This window comes from Pontibacter chinhatensis (assembly GCF_900113285.1).
GTDB classification, from domain to species: domain Bacteria; phylum Bacteroidota; class Bacteroidia; order Cytophagales; family Hymenobacteraceae; genus Pontibacter; species Pontibacter chinhatensis.
On sequence record NZ_FOOT01000009.1, the window covers coordinates 1 to 16,431 of the forward strand.

19 protein-coding genes are annotated in these 16,431 nt (G+C 54.2%); 8 read left to right on the forward strand and 11 right to left on the reverse strand.

Annotation, left to right across the window (positions count from 1 at the left end):
• Window positions 1–85: 85 nt before the first annotated feature.
• The 4 genes from BM040_RS18830 to BM040_RS18850 all read right to left on the reverse strand — a co-directional run bounded on the left by BM040_RS18830 (window position 86) and on the right by BM040_RS18850 (window position 2,132).
• The gene (locus BM040_RS18830) at window positions 86–418 is read right to left on the reverse strand and encodes a hypothetical protein (protein WP_092104835.1); all 333 of its coding nucleotides are present in this window, start codon (window positions 416–418) and stop codon (window positions 86–88) included.
• Window positions 419–745: 327 nt separating this feature from the next.
• On the reverse strand, window positions 746–958 hold the full coding sequence (locus BM040_RS18840) for a hypothetical protein (RefSeq protein ID WP_092104839.1): 213 nt from the start codon (window positions 956–958) through the stop codon (window positions 746–748).
• 182 nt (window positions 959–1,140) lie between these two features.
• The gene (locus BM040_RS18845; RefSeq protein WP_092105010.1) at window positions 1,141–1,695 is read right to left on the reverse strand and encodes a lipocalin family protein; all 555 of its coding nucleotides are present in this window, start codon (window positions 1,693–1,695) and stop codon (window positions 1,141–1,143) included.
• Window positions 1,696–1,700: 5 nt separating this feature from the next.
• Window positions 1,701–2,132: a GNAT family N-acetyltransferase gene (locus BM040_RS18850; protein WP_092104841.1), complete on the reverse strand. Its 432-nt coding sequence runs from the start codon at window positions 2,130–2,132 to the stop codon at window positions 1,701–1,703.
• A gap of 313 nt (window positions 2,133–2,445) precedes the next feature.
• Here BM040_RS18850 and BM040_RS18855 point away from each other — a divergent pair, with 313 nt between their 5' ends.
• The 3 genes from BM040_RS18855 (at window position 2,446) to BM040_RS18865 (ending at window position 6,353) form a co-directional block, all read left to right on the forward strand.
• Entirely contained in the window at window positions 2,446–2,943 is a 498-nt protein-coding gene (locus tag BM040_RS18855) for a YajQ family cyclic di-GMP-binding protein (RefSeq protein WP_092104843.1), read from the forward strand.
• A 182-nt stretch (window positions 2,944–3,125) separates the two neighbouring features.
• Window positions 3,126–3,911: a TerC family protein gene (locus BM040_RS18860; RefSeq protein ID WP_092104845.1), complete on the forward strand. Its 786-nt coding sequence runs from the start codon at window positions 3,126–3,128 to the stop codon at window positions 3,909–3,911.
• A 126-nt stretch (window positions 3,912–4,037) separates the two neighbouring features.
• On the forward strand, window positions 4,038–6,353 hold the full coding sequence (locus BM040_RS18865) for a M28 family peptidase (RefSeq protein WP_092104856.1): 2,316 nt from the start codon (window positions 4,038–4,040) through the stop codon (window positions 6,351–6,353).
• Between the two features lie 10 nt (window positions 6,354–6,363).
• Here BM040_RS18865 and BM040_RS18870 read toward each other — a convergent pair whose 3' ends face one another.
• From BM040_RS18870 to BM040_RS18885, 4 genes are all read right to left on the reverse strand, one after another.
• Window positions 6,364–7,023 carry a hypothetical protein gene (locus BM040_RS18870; protein WP_092104858.1) on the reverse strand — a complete coding sequence of 220 codons (660 nt, stop codon included), beginning with the start codon at window positions 7,021–7,023 and terminating at the stop codon, window positions 6,364–6,366.
• Window positions 7,024–7,139: 116 nt separating this feature from the next.
• The gene (locus tag BM040_RS18875; protein WP_092104860.1) at window positions 7,140–7,325 is read right to left on the reverse strand and encodes a hypothetical protein; all 186 of its coding nucleotides are present in this window, start codon (window positions 7,323–7,325) and stop codon (window positions 7,140–7,142) included.
• Between the two features lie 141 nt (window positions 7,326–7,466).
• Entirely contained in the window at window positions 7,467–8,483 is a 1,017-nt protein-coding gene (locus tag BM040_RS18880) for a dipeptidase (protein WP_092104862.1), read from the reverse strand.
• Window positions 8,484–8,570: 87 nt separating this feature from the next.
• Window positions 8,571–9,131, reverse strand: a complete 561-nt coding sequence (locus tag BM040_RS18885) for a DUF4864 domain-containing protein (protein ID WP_092104864.1) — start codon at window positions 9,129–9,131, stop codon at window positions 8,571–8,573.
• A gap of 137 nt (window positions 9,132–9,268) precedes the next feature.
• On the opposite strand from BM040_RS18885, the gene BM040_RS18890 reads away from it, so the two are divergent.
• The 3 genes from BM040_RS18890 to BM040_RS18900 all read left to right on the forward strand — a co-directional run bounded on the left by BM040_RS18890 (window position 9,269) and on the right by BM040_RS18900 (window position 12,112).
• Window positions 9,269–10,060, forward strand: a complete 792-nt coding sequence (locus tag BM040_RS18890) for a phosphatase PAP2 family protein (RefSeq protein ID WP_092104866.1) — start codon at window positions 9,269–9,271, stop codon at window positions 10,058–10,060.
• Window positions 10,061–10,105: 45 nt separating this feature from the next.
• Window positions 10,106–11,377: a zinc dependent phospholipase C family protein gene (locus BM040_RS18895; RefSeq protein ID WP_092104868.1), complete on the forward strand. Its 1,272-nt coding sequence runs from the start codon at window positions 10,106–10,108 to the stop codon at window positions 11,375–11,377.
• Between the two features lie 231 nt (window positions 11,378–11,608).
• A complete protein-coding gene (locus BM040_RS18900) occupies window positions 11,609–12,112 on the forward strand; it encodes a hypothetical protein (RefSeq protein ID WP_092104870.1) in 504 nt (167 codons plus the stop codon).
• Window positions 12,113–12,185: 73 nt separating this feature from the next.
• Here the strand turns inward: BM040_RS18900 and msrA are convergent, their stop codons facing one another.
• Window positions 12,186–12,686 (reverse strand): peptide-methionine (S)-S-oxide reductase MsrA, encoded by a 501-nt coding sequence (msrA, locus tag BM040_RS18905; RefSeq protein WP_092104872.1) that lies wholly within the window; start codon window positions 12,684–12,686, stop codon window positions 12,186–12,188.
• A gap of 89 nt (window positions 12,687–12,775) precedes the next feature.
• On the opposite strand from msrA, the gene BM040_RS18910 reads away from it, so the two are divergent.
• Together BM040_RS18910 and BM040_RS18915 are read left to right on the forward strand one after the other, a co-directional pair.
• Window positions 12,776–13,861, forward strand: a complete 1,086-nt coding sequence (locus BM040_RS18910) for a DUF3616 domain-containing protein (protein ID WP_092104874.1) — start codon at window positions 12,776–12,778, stop codon at window positions 13,859–13,861.
• A gap of 73 nt (window positions 13,862–13,934) precedes the next feature.
• Window positions 13,935–14,396 (forward strand): hypothetical protein, encoded by a 462-nt coding sequence (locus tag BM040_RS18915; protein ID WP_092104876.1) that lies wholly within the window; start codon window positions 13,935–13,937, stop codon window positions 14,394–14,396.
• Between the two features lie 81 nt (window positions 14,397–14,477).
• Here the strand turns inward: BM040_RS18915 and BM040_RS18920 are convergent, their stop codons facing one another.
• The gene (locus BM040_RS18920) at window positions 14,478–14,798 is read right to left on the reverse strand and encodes a hypothetical protein (RefSeq protein ID WP_092104878.1); all 321 of its coding nucleotides are present in this window, start codon (window positions 14,796–14,798) and stop codon (window positions 14,478–14,480) included.
• Window positions 14,799–14,883: 85 nt separating this feature from the next.
• The gene (locus BM040_RS18925; RefSeq protein ID WP_092104879.1) at window positions 14,884–16,404 is read right to left on the reverse strand and encodes an HTTM domain-containing protein; all 1,521 of its coding nucleotides are present in this window, start codon (window positions 16,402–16,404) and stop codon (window positions 14,884–14,886) included.
• Between the last annotated feature and the right edge of the window lie 27 nt (window positions 16,405–16,431).

Here is a 16,431-nt window from a genome sequence, read left to right on the forward strand (position 1 = left end):
TGCAGCGGATAAAGAAAAACATCGCTAAATTAGACCTCAAGCCTGAAGAACTGGGCTTTGCAACGGCCTGAGAAATAAACGTTAGTCAGGATTTAGGCAGTAATCGATGACTCTCATCTACCAATCTTTCAATGGCTGAGTTTGCAGTCAGAAGAGCATCTTCAAACTTCCCCAGTTTAAATTCCATTTGTGACTTCCAGAGGGCAGCTTCCATGTTTGCAGGGTCAATAGTGACAGCCTTACTAAAATGCACTAAAGCTCTTTCTGTTACTGCCTTCTGATTCCCACTTGCTTGCTGAAGTACTTCAATTCCGTTTTTGTAGGCTTCCTGACTTTGTCTTTCTGTAATATCCGACTGACATGAAACGACTAAAAAAGTTAAAACAATTACTAAGCTCATTTTCATAATGAAGTTCATTCTATTTTTGAAATCTTTGCCAACTGGTGTGTAGCAGTAAACCTACGCTTATCTGTACTATGTACGAAGCTGCACTTCCTCTCAAGGAAAGCCCATCATACCTCTAACCAGCCGTAGCACCCCTCTGAGGCAGCAACTTCCTTAGCAGGAAATATACCGCCGCAGATACTATAGCCCAGGATGCCACATCAATTAAAAACTTCAGGTTAAGTATACCCTCACTGAAAATATCATAATCAAACCCAATCAGGCTGTGGACAACCTTCACAACAACATAGGTGATGATAAGCGAAATAAAAGTCGTGCGTTTAGAATGCATGCTCATACTTACTCGGCTATGAAAGACTTGTAGAAATAGGCGCCTGCCACAGTGCCCAGCACCAGCAGAAGGATGATGTTGGCTATGAGCGGAACCTTGGCATATTGCTTCTTTTTGTGATTATACAGCGAGCCCCCCAGGATAATGGCAAGCAATGTGGAGTTGATCATGGTGAGGACGCTGTTAATGGCAAGCCAAATGTCTCTGAAAGTTGAAGCCATGGATTTTCTTGTTTAGGTGCTCTGGATATTACGCTCTAACAATATAAGGAATTCCAGATAAAAGTATGGCACCTATCGAAGAATTTATACTATTGCATTGCCTTGTAGGCAAAACAAAAGCAGCTGCCAAAGTATAAATACCCCGGCAGCTGCTCTTTAAAGTATAAAATCAGCAAGTATAGCTAGCCCTGCGTAAAGCAGCTTTGGTCGGTTAGGAGCATTTGCTCCACCGGGAAGCCCTTGCGGTCGGCCAGTTGCACGAGGCGTTCCAGCACGTCTTGGTCCAGGGTGGGGGTGCGGGAGAGAATCCAGAGGCTTTCGCGATCGGGCGCGCCCACCAGGGCGTAGGCATAATCGGGGTCCAGCTCCAGGATCCAGTAATCTCCCCGGAAAGGCCAGAAAAACTCTACCCGCAGCTTGCTGTTGCCGCTGCCTTCCACCGGGTAGGCCTTGCCCTCAGTTACACTCAGTTTACCGTTTGGCCCGCCCTTGCGACAGGCGTTTTTCACCTCCACGTAGCCGGCGGAGTTTTGGCTGTACTCGGCATACACGCAGTGGCAGCCTTTTTCGTAGCGCTGCGGCAGGCGGGCTATTTCGTACCAACGCCCTTGGTAGCGGTCCAGGTCTACGTGCGGCACTGTTTTAAGGGGAGCGTGTTTGCGGTTGCGCGTGCTAAGTATGGCCGTGCCGGCCAGCACAGTGCCCGCTATCAGCAGTAGTCTTGTTTTCTTGTTCATCGTTTTCATAGGGGCTTTTCCATTTTGTAGTGCTGTATGGTTCCGAACAGCAGGTGTGTTTTCTCTACTACTTCATACCCGTTGCGGCGGTAAAAGTTCACGGCATTTTCGCGGGCCTGCAGCGTCATGCGTTCGGCTCCCAGGGCGCGGGCGCGCGCCTCCATGTACTGCAACAGCTGGTCGCCCAGGCGTTTGCCTTGCTGGTCACTTCGGATGCCCATAAAGCGCAGTTGCCCCTCCTGCGGCGTGTGCAGGTGCAGGCGGCAAACGCCCACGGCCTCGCCGGCGTCGTTTACCAGCATGGCATGGATGGCGGAGGCATCGTCGTCGGCGCGCTCGCTGCCTTCGGGCTGGCCCCAGGGCTGGCGCAGCGTTTGGTAGCGCAGTCGGTAGTATTGCTCAAACTGTTCGGGGGTGGTGGGCTCTATGATTTCCATGGGTGATGGCTTTATGGGTATGAGGTAGATTTATACTTTGCTTTGCGTGAGGGATGGAGCGGTTGTCTGAGCTCCTCCGAAAGCTTTCGGAGAGCGAGCCGCGAGAGCCCGACGGCTGTGCCGGCACGCCCAAAGTATGCTTCTGCTCCTCCCGCTTATTTATACTTTAGCGCGTGCGTACACTATACGTGCCCGCCGGCCGGCAATTTACGCGCAACCGTGCCGCAATTTAGCAATTCAACATTCCGGTAATTAACAATAACTTTGTCGGCATAATTAAGTAAATCAGTTTCTAAAGTATAAGTATAAAACTATGGCATCTTTCGACATTGTAAGCAAGGTAGACCCCCAAACCATGGACAACGCCGTGAACGTGGCCCGCAAGGAAATCCTGAACCGCTACGACTTCCGCGACACCAAGGGCAGCCTGGAGTATGACAAGAAAAATAACGTGGTCACCATCACGATGGAGAACGACATGCGTGTGCAGCATACCGAGGACGTACTTATCGGGAAAATGGTGAAGCAGGGCCTTGATGCCACCGCGCTCGACTTCTCCAAAGAGGCCCAGCAATCGGGGGCGATGCTGAAGAAAGAGATCCGCGTTAAGGCTGGTATTGATAAGGATACCTCCAAAAAAATCATGAAGCTCATCAAAGACAGCAAGCTGAAAGTATCGCCGGCCATTATGGACGAAACCATCCGGGTGACGGGCAAAAAGATAGACGACCTGCAGGGTGTGATTGCCGTGCTGCGCACCAACGCCGAGGAAATAGGCATGCCGCTGCAGTACGTGAACATGAAGAGTTAAATGGTTGAATTGTTGGATGGTTAAATTGTGGGGTTGTTTTGACCGGGGAAGTATAGTTTACCGTTAAGCTTCTTGCGTTTGGCTATACCTGTTCTTGTGCAATTCGTATGAGCATAGCATTAAATAATTGTGCTGGTAAGGCAAACAACAATTTAACCATCCAACAACTTCGCCTGTAACCTATGGAAATCTTCGCCAATCCGGATACCTGGATAAGCCTGCTGACGCTGACCTTTATGGAGGTGGTGCTGGGCATCGACAATATTGTTTTTATCTCCATCATCGTAAGCCGCCTGCCCAAGGAGCAACAGGCCAAGGGGCGCAACATCGGCCTGATGCTGGCGCTGGTTTTCCGCGTTATCCTGCTCTTGTTCATCTCCTGGATTGTGAGCGCCTCTGACCCGATTTTCTCCATCAACCTGCCGTTTACAGAAGAGAACTTCCCGGTGTCGTGGCGTGACATTATACTTTTTGCCGGCGGTCTGTTCCTGCTGGCCAAGTCCGTAACCGAGATCCACAACAAGCTGGAGGGCGAAGAGGAAACGCACGAAGCCGGTAAGGCATACGCCACGCTGGGGCAGGTGCTCGTCCAGATCATCCTGATAGACATCGTGTTCTCCTTCGACTCCATCCTGACGGCCGTAGGCCTGGCGCAGGAGGTTATTATCATGATCATCGCCGTGATTCTGGCCATGGTGATTATGCTGATCTTTGCCAAGTACGTGAGTGATTTTGTTAACAAGCACCCCACTGTGAAGATGCTGGCTCTGGCCTTCCTGCTCCTGATTGGCTTTATGCTGGTGGTGGAGGCGCTGCACCAGCACATCCCGAAAGGCTACATCTACTTTGCCATGTTCTTCTCGCTGCTGGTGGAGATGCTCAACTTGCGGCTCCGCAAAAAGACGCAGCCGGTGCACCTGCGCCAGAATACCATTGTGGAGGAAGACAAGTACACGGCTGCAGAGTAGAGACAAGACAGCTTTTTCAGAGGCTTCCGGCATGCGCCGGGAGCCTTTTTTATTTGCCGGTGGCGCCCGGGGAAAGTATAAATACGTATATTCGGAGAGCTATATATACTTTTGCCTCACTGCCTTATGCGCCACCGTAATTCTGCTATTGCCGCCTTCGTACTGCTTGCCCTGACGGGGCTGGCCCTGCTGAGCGTTTTCCTGCTGATGCCGCCCAAGCCGGTACCGGCCACCGCGCCTTCAGAGGTGTTCTCGGCAGAGCGGGCCATGCAGCACGTAAACCGGATAGCGGCGCAGCCGCATGCCATGGGCACGGCCGCGCACGCCCAAGTAAGGGCTTACCTGTTGCAGCAAATGCAGGAGCTTGGCCTTAACCCGCAGGTGCAGGAAGCCCTGGCAACAGACGATCAAGGCATCGTTGCCAACGTGGGCTACGTGTATAACCTGCTGGGGCGCGTAAAAGGCACGGGCGGAGGCAGGGAGGCTATACTTCTGGTGGCCCATTACGACTCGCAACCAAACACTTTGGGCGCCGGGGATGATGCCGCCGGCGTGGCCGCGATACTCGAAACCGTGCGGGCGCTGCAGCACAGCGAACCGCTGCAGCAGGATGTGATCGTGCTGCTGACTGATGGGGAAGAGTATGGCTTGTTTGGCGCGAGGGCTTTTCTGGAGCACCCCTGGGCCCGGGAGGTGGCGCTGGTGCTGAACGTAGAGGCCCGTGGCAACAAGGGGCCAAGTATGACCTTTGAGCTGAGCCCGCAGAATGGCTGGATTGCCCGGCGGTTCATAGAGGCGGCGCCTTATCCTTTTGTGAGCTCCCTGGCTTACGAGATATACAGCCGCATGCCCAACGATACCGACTTTACCATTTTTAAGGATGCGGGCTACACCGGGCTTAACTCGGCCTTTATAGGCGGGCTTGCGCATTACCACAAAGCCACCGACTCACCCGAGAACCTCAGCCGGGAAAGCCTGCAACACCACGGCAGCAACATGCTGGCGCTGGTACGGCACTTCGGGCAGCTTAGCCTCTCCCAGACAAAGGCACCTGATATCGTCTTCTTTAACTTCATCAACGGCTGGGTGATACATTACCGGCTGGGGCTGAACGTGTTTTTTGTGGCCCTGGGCGCGCTGCTATTATTAGCAACCGTTAAAGTGGCCCTGCAAAAGAAAATGGCCACCGGAAAGCAGGTTATAGCTGGTGTAGGAGCTTACCTGTTGCTGCTGGTAGCCGTGGCGGGCTTGTTTATACCTGTAAACGGTCTGGTGCTGTCGCTGCTGCCATCGGGTGGCCTTGGCGGAGCTTACGGGGCTGATCAGTTCTTTATAGCTTACCTGCTGCTGGCGGTGGGGTTATTTATACTTTTAAACTGGCTGGTGTTGCGCTGGCTGCCTCTGTTCCCGCTGCTGCTGGGGGTGTTTATACTTCAGTTTGTGCTGATGGGCGTGCTGGCCTTAATGGTGCCGGCTGCGGCCTACCTGCTGCTCTTCCCGCTGCTGTTTGGCATGGGCGGAGTGTTGCTGGTGCTGCTGCAGGAGCTGCATCAAAAGCTGGATAAAGGCTGGGGCTACGTGCATATACTTTTACTCGCTGCGCTTCCTGCTATTTTTATTATTATGCCGATCGCGTATTCGGTTTTCCTGGCGTTTGAGCTGCAGATGCCGATAGCAAGTATGGCTTTGCTGACGCTATTGCTGGGCCTGCTGCTGCCGCTTTTGGTGCTGCTGGAGCGAAGCTACCGCTGGCGCTTTGTGCCGCTGCTGCCCCTGGTGCTGCTGGCTGTTGGTGTGCTGCAAGTATGGCGTGCCGTAGCAGGAGAGCAGCCCTCTGCACAAACGCCCCTGCACAGCCAGGTGGCCTATTACCTGAATGCGGATGCCGGAAAGGCTTACTGGGTATCGGGTACGGAGCAACTGGATGAGTGGAAGCAGCAGTTTTTTACCGCCGCCCAGGCCGGTCCGCTCGAGGAAGTATATCCGCATGCCCAGCGGCGACAGCTTAAAAACCAGGCGGAGCCCCTTGCCCTGGTACCGCCTGTCGCTCAAGTGCTTGCTGATTCTGTTGTAGGGGATGAGCGATTGCTGCGCCTGCGCCTATCTTCGCCGCGCGGGGCGGCGCACCTGGAGGTTATACTTCAGCCGGGCACTACCGATACCTTGCAAAGTATAAAACTCAGCGGCAAGGAGCTGCACCCGCGCCCCATTCTTGCGCCTTCAGGGAATGTCTACCACATCCGACATTACGGGCTGCCCATTAGGAAAGAAGCTGAACTGGAAGTGCGCCTGAAAACCGGGGTGCCGCTTCACCTGCTGCTCTATGACCATACGTTGGCGTTGCCGCAGGAGCTGGTAAGGCAGCCCATGCCGCCCCACATCATCCCTTCCCAGGGGCGCGATAGCAACCTGACCGTGGTGCGGCAACAGTATACTTTCTAAACAAGGATTTTTAGCTCCAGAACTCAGAGGCTTTGCGGGCCATCCGGAAAAAGAGCTCACGCTCCAGCCCGGCTACCTGGCGGGCTTCGCAGTCGGAGTAGCCGTTTTCAATGGCATTCAGGTAGTCGTAGTAGAGCTGGGCCAGCTCCAGCGAGTCGTCCTCGAAGCACTCGGAGAGCTCTTCTGTAGGCTTTTTCTCCGGCTCAAATACTTTGGAAGGGTATAGCTTATCGAGTTGGTAAATGAGGTACTTCTGGCGCGTCTTATTCTGCTTGCCGCTAAACAGTTCCTCCAGGGGCAGGTCTTCGTTATCCTCCTCCAGCACGCCCAGGTCGTCCTCCACCGCCAGCGGCTCATACACGATGATATCGTGGCCGGTTAGCTCCAGGTATTCCTCAAACTTCTCCTTTATGGGGATAAGGGTAGGCGAGTCATAAGGCCTGTCCAGCACCTCGGCCATGTGCAGGGCTATCTCTTTTCCTTTCTCGCCGGCGGCGATAAGGATCTGGTTAAACTGGCAGAAGTCGCAGCCCAGGTACACAAACTTATACTCATCGTCCAGCACCGTAAAGCACCAGAGCGTAATAAATTCGGTGTCATCAATCACCACTGTGTCGATGTATAGTTCGTTTATCTGAACATAGCGCGGTGCGTATTCCTGAGCATCCATGGCGTTAGCGGCTTAATAGTTTAGGCTGTGGCGCAGAACCAGTGTAGGTACTTAAATTCGTATACGCAGTTTTTCCTCACATGGGAAATAATATATATACAAATTTTTATCTCAGGTTAGTCGTCGTGGCGGCGCAGGTAGTAAATAACGCCCCCTACCAGCGTTACCCCAATGCGAATGGCCCAGCTGCCTGTTTCGCCAAAGTTTTTTAACCAATTTAATACCAGCAAGTTAGCGCCCAATGCCTCCAGCGTAAGCGACACCAGCCCCGCCAGCAGCAGGAATAATCCTATAAATTCCATACTTGCTAATTTTTTAGTGGAAGGTACAATTTATAAAGGCAAAGTATAAGTATATACTTTGCTAAATATAGCAATCGGTAAGTATAAATCCAGAAAATTCTGCAGATAATGTCATAGGGCAGTAATGTGCTTAGCGCACCTTCAGGTCCAAAGGCGCTCGATAAAGCGCTGTGCATTGGCAAAGGCCAGCTTTTGTAGCTGCTCCGGCGGGTATTGCCCCTGCAGCTGCTCCAGCAGGTAAGTATAGCTGGTGCTGGCCAGCGCATGCTCCTTAAAGTAAAAGGGAAAGCGGCTCAGATCCTGCTCATCGGCAAAGTAAAAGTAATCTGCCCCGAAGCTGAGGACATCTGCCGCCCCGTGGGCAAAGCCGTAGTGGATGTGCTGCAGCATGGCGGCTGGGTCTTCGGTGTTCACGAACTTGCGCAGAAAGTTCATCCCTATCAGTCCCTGCCGGCGGATAATCTCCTGTGCCAGCTCTGCGGGCAGGTTGCGCTCGTGTGGCCACACCGGCCTGAAGTTGGAATGACTGGCCATGATGGGAATATCGAGCCGCTCAGTGTCGATGTGGTTGAGTATGTCGAAGGCCAGTGCGTCGCTGGTGTGCGACAGATCCACGGCAATGCGGCGGCCGTGCAGGTAATCGAGCAGCATGCGCCCATCGGTGGTAATGCCATGCGTGGGAGCAGAGGAGTTGCCGCCCCCAAAGCGGTTGGCCGTGTGGTGGGTAAAGCTGATGTAGAGGATGCGCTCGCATACTTCTATCATCTTCTCCAGGCGCTTAAAGCCTTCCTCCAGCGGTTCGTCCTCCTCGCAGAAGCCGGCGGCGTTCTCAATGGCTGCCACCATCCCTGTTTTCCCCGGTTGCTGCAAAACCTGCTGCAGTTGGGGCGCATTGGTAACGGCGGTCAGGCAGTTGTCATTGTCGGCCAACTGGCGGAACATCTGGCACTGCAGTTCGGCAAAGCGGGTGCTGCCGGGAGCCGTGGCCGAGAAAATCGCCATTACCTGCAGCTTTACGTTGCCCTCTACCAGGGCCGGCACGGCGCAGCCTATTTCCTCTATCCGGTCTATGTCCGCATTGGGCACATCGGTCAGGTATACCAGTAAGTCGCAGTGCAGGTCGATGATGGGCAGTCGGGCAGCGGGTGTAGGGCTCATAGGCTGGGGCAAGGGTTTAGGGCTCAGGATAAGCTAAGTTAGCTGATTGTATTTGAGCAGGCAACTGCCTGTGCAGGAAATTAGGTGCTATAGCTGGCTGGTGAAGTGGCTGGTCTCCATGCGCGCAATTCCCTCGGTCATCCAGCAGTCTTTGTAAGTGCCCCGGCGCTGCTTGGTAAGTATAAACATAAAGGCTTCCTGGCGGCCTTCGGATGTCTCTACCACCACCAGCTGATACGCGTTTTTACCGTCCACCACCAATTGTCCTGTTTTGTAACTTTTAAAGTTGAGAATTGGACGAAAAGATGGCTCCCGTACCATCAGGCGGAAGTGCTTGAGCGGGCCAAGGTAGGCTCTGTTAGAAGGCGAGGAGAAGTTGAACAGGGTAATCACGCCGCTGTCGGCGGGATCGTTCTGCTGCAGCGCGCGCAGCTGTATGTCGATGACCTGGTGAGGCGAAAGCGCCTTGTCAGGCTTCAGATAAGTCCATTTAGAAGTATGGGCGATGTCTGTGTTGGCCGAGGTGTAGGAAGCGTAGTGGTGCTCGCCGGTTGTGGGGGTGGCCGGAAACTGCATACAGAACATACCGAGCAGCAGCACCCCGATGGCCAGCATAATCTTGTCGAATATATTGTCTCGCACCCTCATGTGAATATGTACTTTATTTAGGCTCCGTTTGTTGTGAAACTACCTGCTTTTGGGGCAGACGGACCGCTTCTGACTGCCAACGATGAAAATGCCACCACAAAAGATAGTTGCTCCGTATATTCCTACAACAGCATATTATGAAAAGACATATCCTGACAGATAAAGTAAGGGGAGGCCTGGTGTGGCTGGTTCGCCAGCCACCGGTAATGCGCCTGAGGCAACGGTACCCGAAGGCCGCCACGTTTATAACGGATCGTTTTAACACAAACTACTTTGTGGGCCTGCCCCTTACCCTTATTGTGCTGGCAGTGCTGCTAAACCTGGTGTTGCTCTCTAACCTTGCCGAAAGTGTGGTGGAGGCCGAGTGGGTGGTGCAGGTGGATAAAAGGCTAAACGACCTGCTGTATAGTATCCGCTCAGAGTGGGTCAGTCGGGTCTTTTATACTATTACCTGGCTGGGCGACCGTCAGGCTGTCTTTGTGCTGGGTGGGCTGGCAACCATAGTGCTCCTGCTGCGCCGGCGGTGGGCCGCTATCATTGCCTTTTGGGTAGCCATGGGCGGGGCGGGGCTGTCGGTCAGGTTCGGGAAAAAGATCATCAGCCGCGACCGCCCCGTGCAGGACATGGCCTACTACATAGTGGATCACTTCTCTTTTCCCAGCGGGCACGCGACCACTTCCATGGCGCTTGTCGGGATGCTGGTATACTTCCTGTACCGCCACCAGGAGGCACCCCTGTTACGGCGCCTGCTGGTAGTTATGGGTACTATACTTGTCATGATGGTTGGTTTCAGTCGCCTGTACCTGGGCGTGCATTACTTCTCGGATGTGCTGGCAGGCTTCCTGCTGGGGGGCTTGTGGCTGCTGGTGGGCATCAGCATTGTGGAGGTGATGGAGTACCATAAACAGCGGTCCAATAACTTACATTAAAGTCCGGCTCGTGCTTCCAAAGCATTAACCCTTACTAAAACAATAATGAAACTTCACCAATACAGAACCTTTCTAAGTCTCTTCGTGCTGGCACTCACCCTCTTGCCGGCTTTTACCGCGAAGGCCTACGGAGTGCTCACACACCAGGCGGTGATAGATGCTGCCTGGGAAAAGAACCTGAAGCCCCTGCTGCTCCGGCGCTACCCCCATGCGACTGAAGAAGAATTAAAGAAAGCCCACGCGCATGCCTACGGCGGCTCTATTGTGCAGGACATGGGCTATTACCCTTTCGGCAACACCTTTTTTACCGACCTTACCCACTATGTGCGTAGCGGCGATTTTGTGGAGAGCCTGCTGCGCCACGCCGACACCATAGAGGAACTGGGTTTTGCCTTGGGGGCAATGGCGCACTTCAACGCAGATATTTACGGCCATCCCATCGGTACAAACAGGGCCGTGCCGCTGGTTTACCCCAAAGTGCGGCAGGAGCATGGCCATACCGTTACCTACGCCGATGATGCCATCTCGCATATAAAAACCGAGTTTGGCTTTGATGTGCTGCAGGTGGCGCGCGGCAACTACGCTCCGGAGGCTTACCAGGAGTTTATCGGTTTTGAGGTGGCTAAAGAGCTGCTGGAGGAGGCGTTTCTGGAAACTTACGGCCTGGAGCTAGGGGAGGTGTTTACCAGTTTGCCGCTGGCCATCGGCAGTTACCGCTACACCATTCGCAGCATTTTCCCGGAGCTGACAAAGGCGGCTTGGCAGGCAAAGAAAAGCGAGATACAGGAGGCGCAGCCGGGCATAAGCCGGCGCAAGTTTATGTACCGCATGAGCCGGGCCAGTTTTCATGAGCAGTGGGGCCAGGAGTATGAGCGCCCGCACTTTCTGGCCCGTGCAGCGGCCTGGGTGATAAAGGTGCTGCCCAAAGTTGGTCCGCTGCGCCCGCTGGCTTTTATACCGCCGACTCCGGAGGCCGAAGAACTTTACATGGAAAGCTTTAACGTTACGGTTGATAAGTATGGCGCCATGGTACAACAGCTCGGGCAGCGCCCTCCGCAGCTGCAGAACCTGCACCTCGATACAGGAAAACCCGTCCGCCCCGGCACTTACCCCCTCACCGACGAAGCCTACGCCGACCTGCTGAAGAAGCTAGCCAAGACAGAGTTTAAGCAGGCCAACCAAAAGCTGCAACACCACCTGCTTTTATATTTTGAGAAGGCCCAGGCACCTGACGCCAGTGATAAGGAAGCGCTGAAGGAGTGGGAGGAAACGCAGGAGTACCTGCTGCAACTGCAGCGGTTGCATGCTGGCGGCTAAGCAGCTACGCGTTGTATGGATTTTGCACTTGTTCGTGTACGTGCCCTAACAACAGGTGAGGGCTATTACCTGCTCATAGAACGGGGTTCCAGCGTAAAAATATAGTATCAAACGCAACTAAGCTTTGATTTTAACGATAGATATAGTTACGGGACACCGTTTGGCTGTAGTAATTGCAGCTATGCAGGTACCGTAAAAATTGGATCATTTTTAACTAGACGTATAAGAGAAATGGAAACGAACAAGAATAGTAACCAGACATCGCAAAGACAATCCAACACAGGTAATATGTCTTCAGGCTCCCAGAACAGGAATAACCCAAGCAGCTCCAACCAGAACCAGAGCAGTTCTTCTGAGTCGCGCAACAGTAGCAGCAGCCAGAACATGCAGGGCCGCAGCAACCAGAACGCCACGACCGGCAAGGGCGGCTTAAAGGATATACAAAGCAAGCTTTCCGGATTTGGCAGCACTGCAGCCACCAAGTTTAATAACCTGACCACCACGCAGAAAGCCATGGTGGGTGGCGCTGTGCTGGCATTAGGCGCTGGCTGGATGGCGATGAGCCAGAAGAACAAGAACAAAATCAAGAGCCAGATAAGCTCTGCGGCGGCTTCTGCCAAAGATGCCCTGCATAACGTTAATGCCAAGCAGCAGCAGAACACAACAGGCCGTTCCAACATGACTGCCAGCAGCTCCACGAGTTCATCATCGGGCACCAACGCCCGCGTAAAGTAAGCCGAGGTAAGCTAGACAGCAAAAAAGCCGGACCACTGAGGTCCGGCTTTTTTGTGTGCAATAAGTATAAAAATTAGTTGGTGCGGCAGCCTGCCTCGCCTCGCTTTAACAGGTACTGCTGGTGGTACTCTTCGGCCCGGTACAAAGTGTCGGCCGGCAAGATAGCGGTCATAATCTGGCGGCCGCTAAACTCCGGCGACTGCTGCCAGTTCTCTTTGGTGGTTTCGGCCATCAGCCGCTGCTCGTTGTGGTGGAAAAACACTACGGAGCGGTATGGTGAGCCTATGGCGTTCCCCAAGCTGTCAGTATGCGTTGGGTCATGCGACCGCCAGAACACCTGCAGCAACTGGTCGTAGCTTACCTGCTGTGGGTCAAAAGTTACCTGCACCACCTCCGCATGGCCTGTGCGGCCGGAGCATACTTCCTGGTGGGTGGGGTTAGGCGCGTGCCCGCCCATATAGCCGACCTCGGTATGCACCACGCCGGGCACCGTCCTGAGGGCCTCTTCCAGCTCCCAGAAGCTGCCCGCCCCAAACGTGGCCTTCTCTAATCGCTTATTTACTGATGGTTTCATAGTTATACTGCTGCTTATCCCGTGGTCAGGCACACCACCTACAGGTGCGGGATACGTAAAACTGCCTTATACATACTTTAAATCGCAAAATGAAGAATAAAGTTTTACTTGACTTTGACCCCAAACTGAGCCTGAACGCCGAGGGGAAGCATGTCCGCGATGGCCTTTCTGCCGCCCTCTGCACCGGTAACAACCTGTGGGTCAGCTGCGATGAGAGAACCACTATAGAGCGCCTGACGCGGCAGCCGGACGGCTCCTATGGCCACCATAAATCTTTTAACCTGGAGGATTATATCGAGCTGCCTGACAAAGGCAACAGCGAAGTAGACATTGAGGGGATAGGGATAGCCGACAATTACCTCTGGATAATGGGCTCCCACAGCCTGAAGCGCAGCAAACCCAAGCGCCATCAGTCGGTGGCGAAGCAGATGAAGCGGCTGGCCAAGGTAAAGAACGACCCTAACCGCTACCTGCTGGCGCGCATCCCCATACTTCAGGATGAAAAAACCGGCGACTATACGTTGCACCGGCAGGCCAAAGACCCCGATCAGACCGGCCATACTTTGGTAGCGGCCCAGCTACACGGCGATACCCACAGCAGCATCCTTACCGAGTTGCTGGCCGACGACGAGCATGTAGGTCCTTTTATGAGTATCCCCGGCAAGGATAACGGTTTTGACATAGAGGGGCTGGCGATACATGGCAAGCGGATTTTCATTGGATTGCGTGGCCCCGTGCTGCGCGGTTGGGCTATGGTGCTGGAGGTAGAGGCAGCAGAAGACACACAGGGCAAGCTACACCTGAAAGAGCTGGAGAACGGCAAGGCCTACAAAAAGCACTTCCTGAACCTGAAGGGCAAGGGCATCCGCGAGCTCCGCTTCTTTGGCAAAGATTTATACTTGCTGGCTGGCCCTACCATGGACCTGGACGGTGTGATAGCCATCTACCGCTGGCCCAACGCAGTGGGGGAGCCGGAGCAGATGGTGCACAACAACGAGCTGGAGCGGCTGCAGGAGGTGCCGCATGGCACCGGCACAGACAGCAGCAAAGACAAAGCTGAGGGGCTGGCCGTGCTGGACGAGCACCATGTGCTGGTCGTATTCGACAGCCCGGTGGAGGAGCGCAAGCAGGGAGAGCACGCCGTGTGGGCCGATGTGCTGCGTGTGGTGACCTAACGTAACCTTATAGCCGCTATATGGCTATACTTGGTAAACAGCCCTAAAGCTGATAACCAAAACAGATAAAGCTATGAACAATGTGATAAAAGCTGTGGCAGGCGGGGTGGCCGGAGCCTGTGCCCTCACGCTGCTGCACGAGACCCTGCGGCGCTTCGTGCCCGATGCCCCGCGTATGGATGTGCTGGGCATGCGCGCCATCTCTAAACTAATGAACATGGCCGGTGAGGAACCCCCTCAGGATGAAAAGGAACTCCACAACTGGACGCTGGCCGGAGACATACTTTCCAACTCGGTATACTACAGCCTGGCAGGAACGGGCAAGGACGCCTGGTGGCGCGGCGCCGTACTTGGTGCGGCAGCCGGGGCCGGGGCAGTGCTGCTGCCGGGCCCAATGGGCTTGGGCGAGGCACCCAGTAACCGCACCACCAAGACCCAGGCCATGACTATCGGGTACTACCTGCTGGGCGGTATGGTTGCAGCCGCAGTAGGCTACGCCCTTAGCGGCGACGAGGAGGCAGCTGAAGAAGTATAAATTGCCATCTTTAGAAGTATAGAAAAAGGCAGGCGCTCTTGAGCGCCTGCCTTTTTATTGGTTTATCATGCTCGGTGTAAACTACTGTCCTGTAGTCGTGCCGGTTGTAGTGCCAGTCGTTGTGCCGGTAGTAGTACCAGAGCCTGTTGTGTTGCCTGTGGTAGTCGTGCCAGCAGTAGTTGTACCGGTTGTGCCAGAAGTGGTTGTGCCGGTAGTGTCGTCCATCATAGTGGTGTCATCCATCATGGTGTTGTCCTCCATGGTGGCGTCGTTGTTCATGTTATCTGTATCGGTGGCTTCGTTTTGCGTTTCAACACCAGTGGTATTGTCCGACCCGCAGCCCGTAAGTGCGGTGGCAGCCAGCAAAGAGCCGGCAAGTACAAATGCATATGTTCGTTTCATAGCTTTCAGGTTTTGTTAAACATTGATTCAAAGTAACTTGTACGTAACGCGCTTAAAAGAGGTAATAAGAAAATTAGTACAATTCCTACTCCGGCGCGTTGGCACAGGTGCACAGCACCTCCCGGGTTGGCACTGCCAACTCATAATCCGGTAGGGATGGTTCCTTCATGTAGATAACCTCCAGTTGGCGGATAGGCTGTGTAGGGTGTGCTTCGTTCCAGCGGCGCACCAGGTAGTTGCAGTAATAGGGCCGTATGTGGGCATTGTGCACGAACAGGTAATTCTCTGAGTACTTGCGCCACCTGTCGTTTTTGAACAGCGAAACCACGGAGGCTGGCTTGCTGTAGTTCACCTCCTTGCCCTCCTGGTTCAGGTCTATGTTGGTGCCGTTGGATGTATAGCCCTCCAGTACATACCAGCCATCATCCTTAAATACAACCGGCGAGAACATGCCCCAATGCTGGTCCAGGCGGAGCAGGTAACCGAGCCAGCGGCTGCTGTCCGGTATTTTATGGAGGGGCAGGTTGGTGGTGCTGAAGTTCCACCAGATGCAGTAAAACAGCAGGGCCACCACCACCCCGTTCCGCACAGGCGACAGTGCGTGCTTCGGGATGCCCGGTTTTTGCCAGTTTACCTGCACGTTTATACTTACCGGACTGCTCAGTTTGTTGAAGATCTGCTTAAACTGCCCGAGCTTCGGCCTTCGGAACGAGCGCAGCACGCGCCTGTCGAGCCAATCCATAACCGGAGCGGGAAGCAACCCGGTCACGGAGGCAATGTTTATCAGGTAGAAGAGCCCCACAAAAAGCGTCAGGCTGATGCCGATGTGGAAACCCACCAGCACCACTACTACCACCATCCTGAAAAAATAAGTATAAAACGGAATGAGCAGCAGGAAGGGCAGCAGCAACTCGGTGTACCAGGTGATAAGCGTAAGGGTGCGTAGTAGCTCGGGATAAGGGTAAATCAGGCGACCCAACGGCATCAGAATCTGGTCGAGGCTGAGGGCATAGTAGAGGGCGGTGCCATCAGTGCGCCATTCCGGAGAATCCTTGAGCAGGGCGGTGCAGAAGTATACCAGCCCCACCTGCAGGATGTAGGCCGCAGTGGCCGCGCTAAAGTATTGGGTCGCTGGCGCTGCAGTTTCCAGCGTACGCTCCCGCACGGCATCAGCTGAGTAAAACCTGCCCCACGGCAGAAATATGCCCCAGAAGAGCAGCATGCGCAGCAGGTCATCGCCGCCTTGCTCTATCAGCGGATTCCGGTTTTGCAGCGAGAGCAGCAGTAGCCAGGTAGCAACGGTAGCGAGCCTCGTCTTGTAGCCCAGCAGCAGGCAGAAGGCAAAGCAGGCGGCAAGTATAAACAGCAGCAATTGGAACTGCCAAAGCCCGCTGAGGGCGTGCAGGGAGAAAAACTGCGGCAGCCACAGGTGCTGGTGCAGCACATGGAGCGGCAACACACCCATGTTGGAGTAATGTGCCTCCATGTCGGTGGCCCTGATAGCCAGGTCGAGCAGTACGATACTAGCTAACCAGATACGCATGAGGGCCAGTGCCCGCAGGTCTACGGTAAAAACTCGTCTCAGGTATCGCTCCAGGTACTTCATCTGCGCAGGGTATTGCATGAAAAGCAG

Excerpts from the sequence above, each read along its gene's own strand:
- BM040_RS18885 (WP_092104864.1), bottom strand. The coding sequence starts at position 9,131 with ATGAGGGTGCGAGACAATATATTCGACAAGATTATGCTGGCCATCGGG.
- BM040_RS18915 (WP_092104876.1), top strand. The coding sequence starts at position 13,935 with ATGAACAATGTGATAAAAGCTGTGGCAGGCGGGGTGGCCGGAGCCTGT.
- msrA (WP_092104872.1), bottom strand. The coding sequence starts at position 12,686 with ATGAAACCATCAGTAAATAAGCGATTAGAGAAGGCCACGTTTGGGGCG.
- BM040_RS18860 (WP_092104845.1), top strand. The coding sequence starts at position 3,126 with ATGGAAATCTTCGCCAATCCGGATACCTGGATAAGCCTGCTGACGCTG.
- BM040_RS18875 (WP_092104860.1), bottom strand. The coding sequence starts at position 7,325 with ATGGAATTTATAGGATTATTCCTGCTGCTGGCGGGGCTGGTGTCGCTT.
- BM040_RS18910 (WP_092104874.1), top strand. The coding sequence starts at position 12,776 with ATGAAGAATAAAGTTTTACTTGACTTTGACCCCAAACTGAGCCTGAAC.
- BM040_RS18865 (WP_092104856.1), top strand. The coding sequence starts at position 4,038 with ATGCGCCACCGTAATTCTGCTATTGCCGCCTTCGTACTGCTTGCCCTG.
- BM040_RS18870 (WP_092104858.1), bottom strand. The coding sequence starts at position 7,023 with ATGGATGCTCAGGAATACGCACCGCGCTATGTTCAGATAAACGAACTA.
- BM040_RS18845 (WP_092105010.1), bottom strand. The coding sequence starts at position 1,695 with ATGAACAAGAAAACAAGACTACTGCTGATAGCGGGCACTGTGCTGGCC.
- BM040_RS18900 (WP_092104870.1), top strand. The coding sequence starts at position 11,609 with ATGGAAACGAACAAGAATAGTAACCAGACATCGCAAAGACAATCCAAC.
- BM040_RS18855 (WP_092104843.1), top strand. The coding sequence starts at position 2,446 with ATGGCATCTTTCGACATTGTAAGCAAGGTAGACCCCCAAACCATGGAC.
- BM040_RS18890 (WP_092104866.1), top strand. The coding sequence starts at position 9,269 with ATGAAAAGACATATCCTGACAGATAAAGTAAGGGGAGGCCTGGTGTGG.
- BM040_RS18840 (WP_092104839.1), bottom strand. The coding sequence starts at position 958 with ATGGCTTCAACTTTCAGAGACATTTGGCTTGCCATTAACAGCGTCCTC.
- BM040_RS18830 (WP_092104835.1), bottom strand. The coding sequence starts at position 418 with ATGAACTTCATTATGAAAATGAGCTTAGTAATTGTTTTAACTTTTTTA.
- BM040_RS18920 (WP_092104878.1), bottom strand. The coding sequence starts at position 14,798 with ATGAAACGAACATATGCATTTGTACTTGCCGGCTCTTTGCTGGCTGCC.
- BM040_RS18850 (WP_092104841.1), bottom strand. The coding sequence starts at position 2,132 with ATGGAAATCATAGAGCCCACCACCCCCGAACAGTTTGAGCAATACTAC.
- BM040_RS18880 (WP_092104862.1), bottom strand. The coding sequence starts at position 8,483 with ATGAGCCCTACACCCGCTGCCCGACTGCCCATCATCGACCTGCACTGC.
- BM040_RS18925 (WP_092104879.1), bottom strand. The coding sequence starts at position 16,404 with ATGAAGTACCTGGAGCGATACCTGAGACGAGTTTTTACCGTAGACCTG.
- BM040_RS18895 (WP_092104868.1), top strand. The coding sequence starts at position 10,106 with ATGAAACTTCACCAATACAGAACCTTTCTAAGTCTCTTCGTGCTGGCA.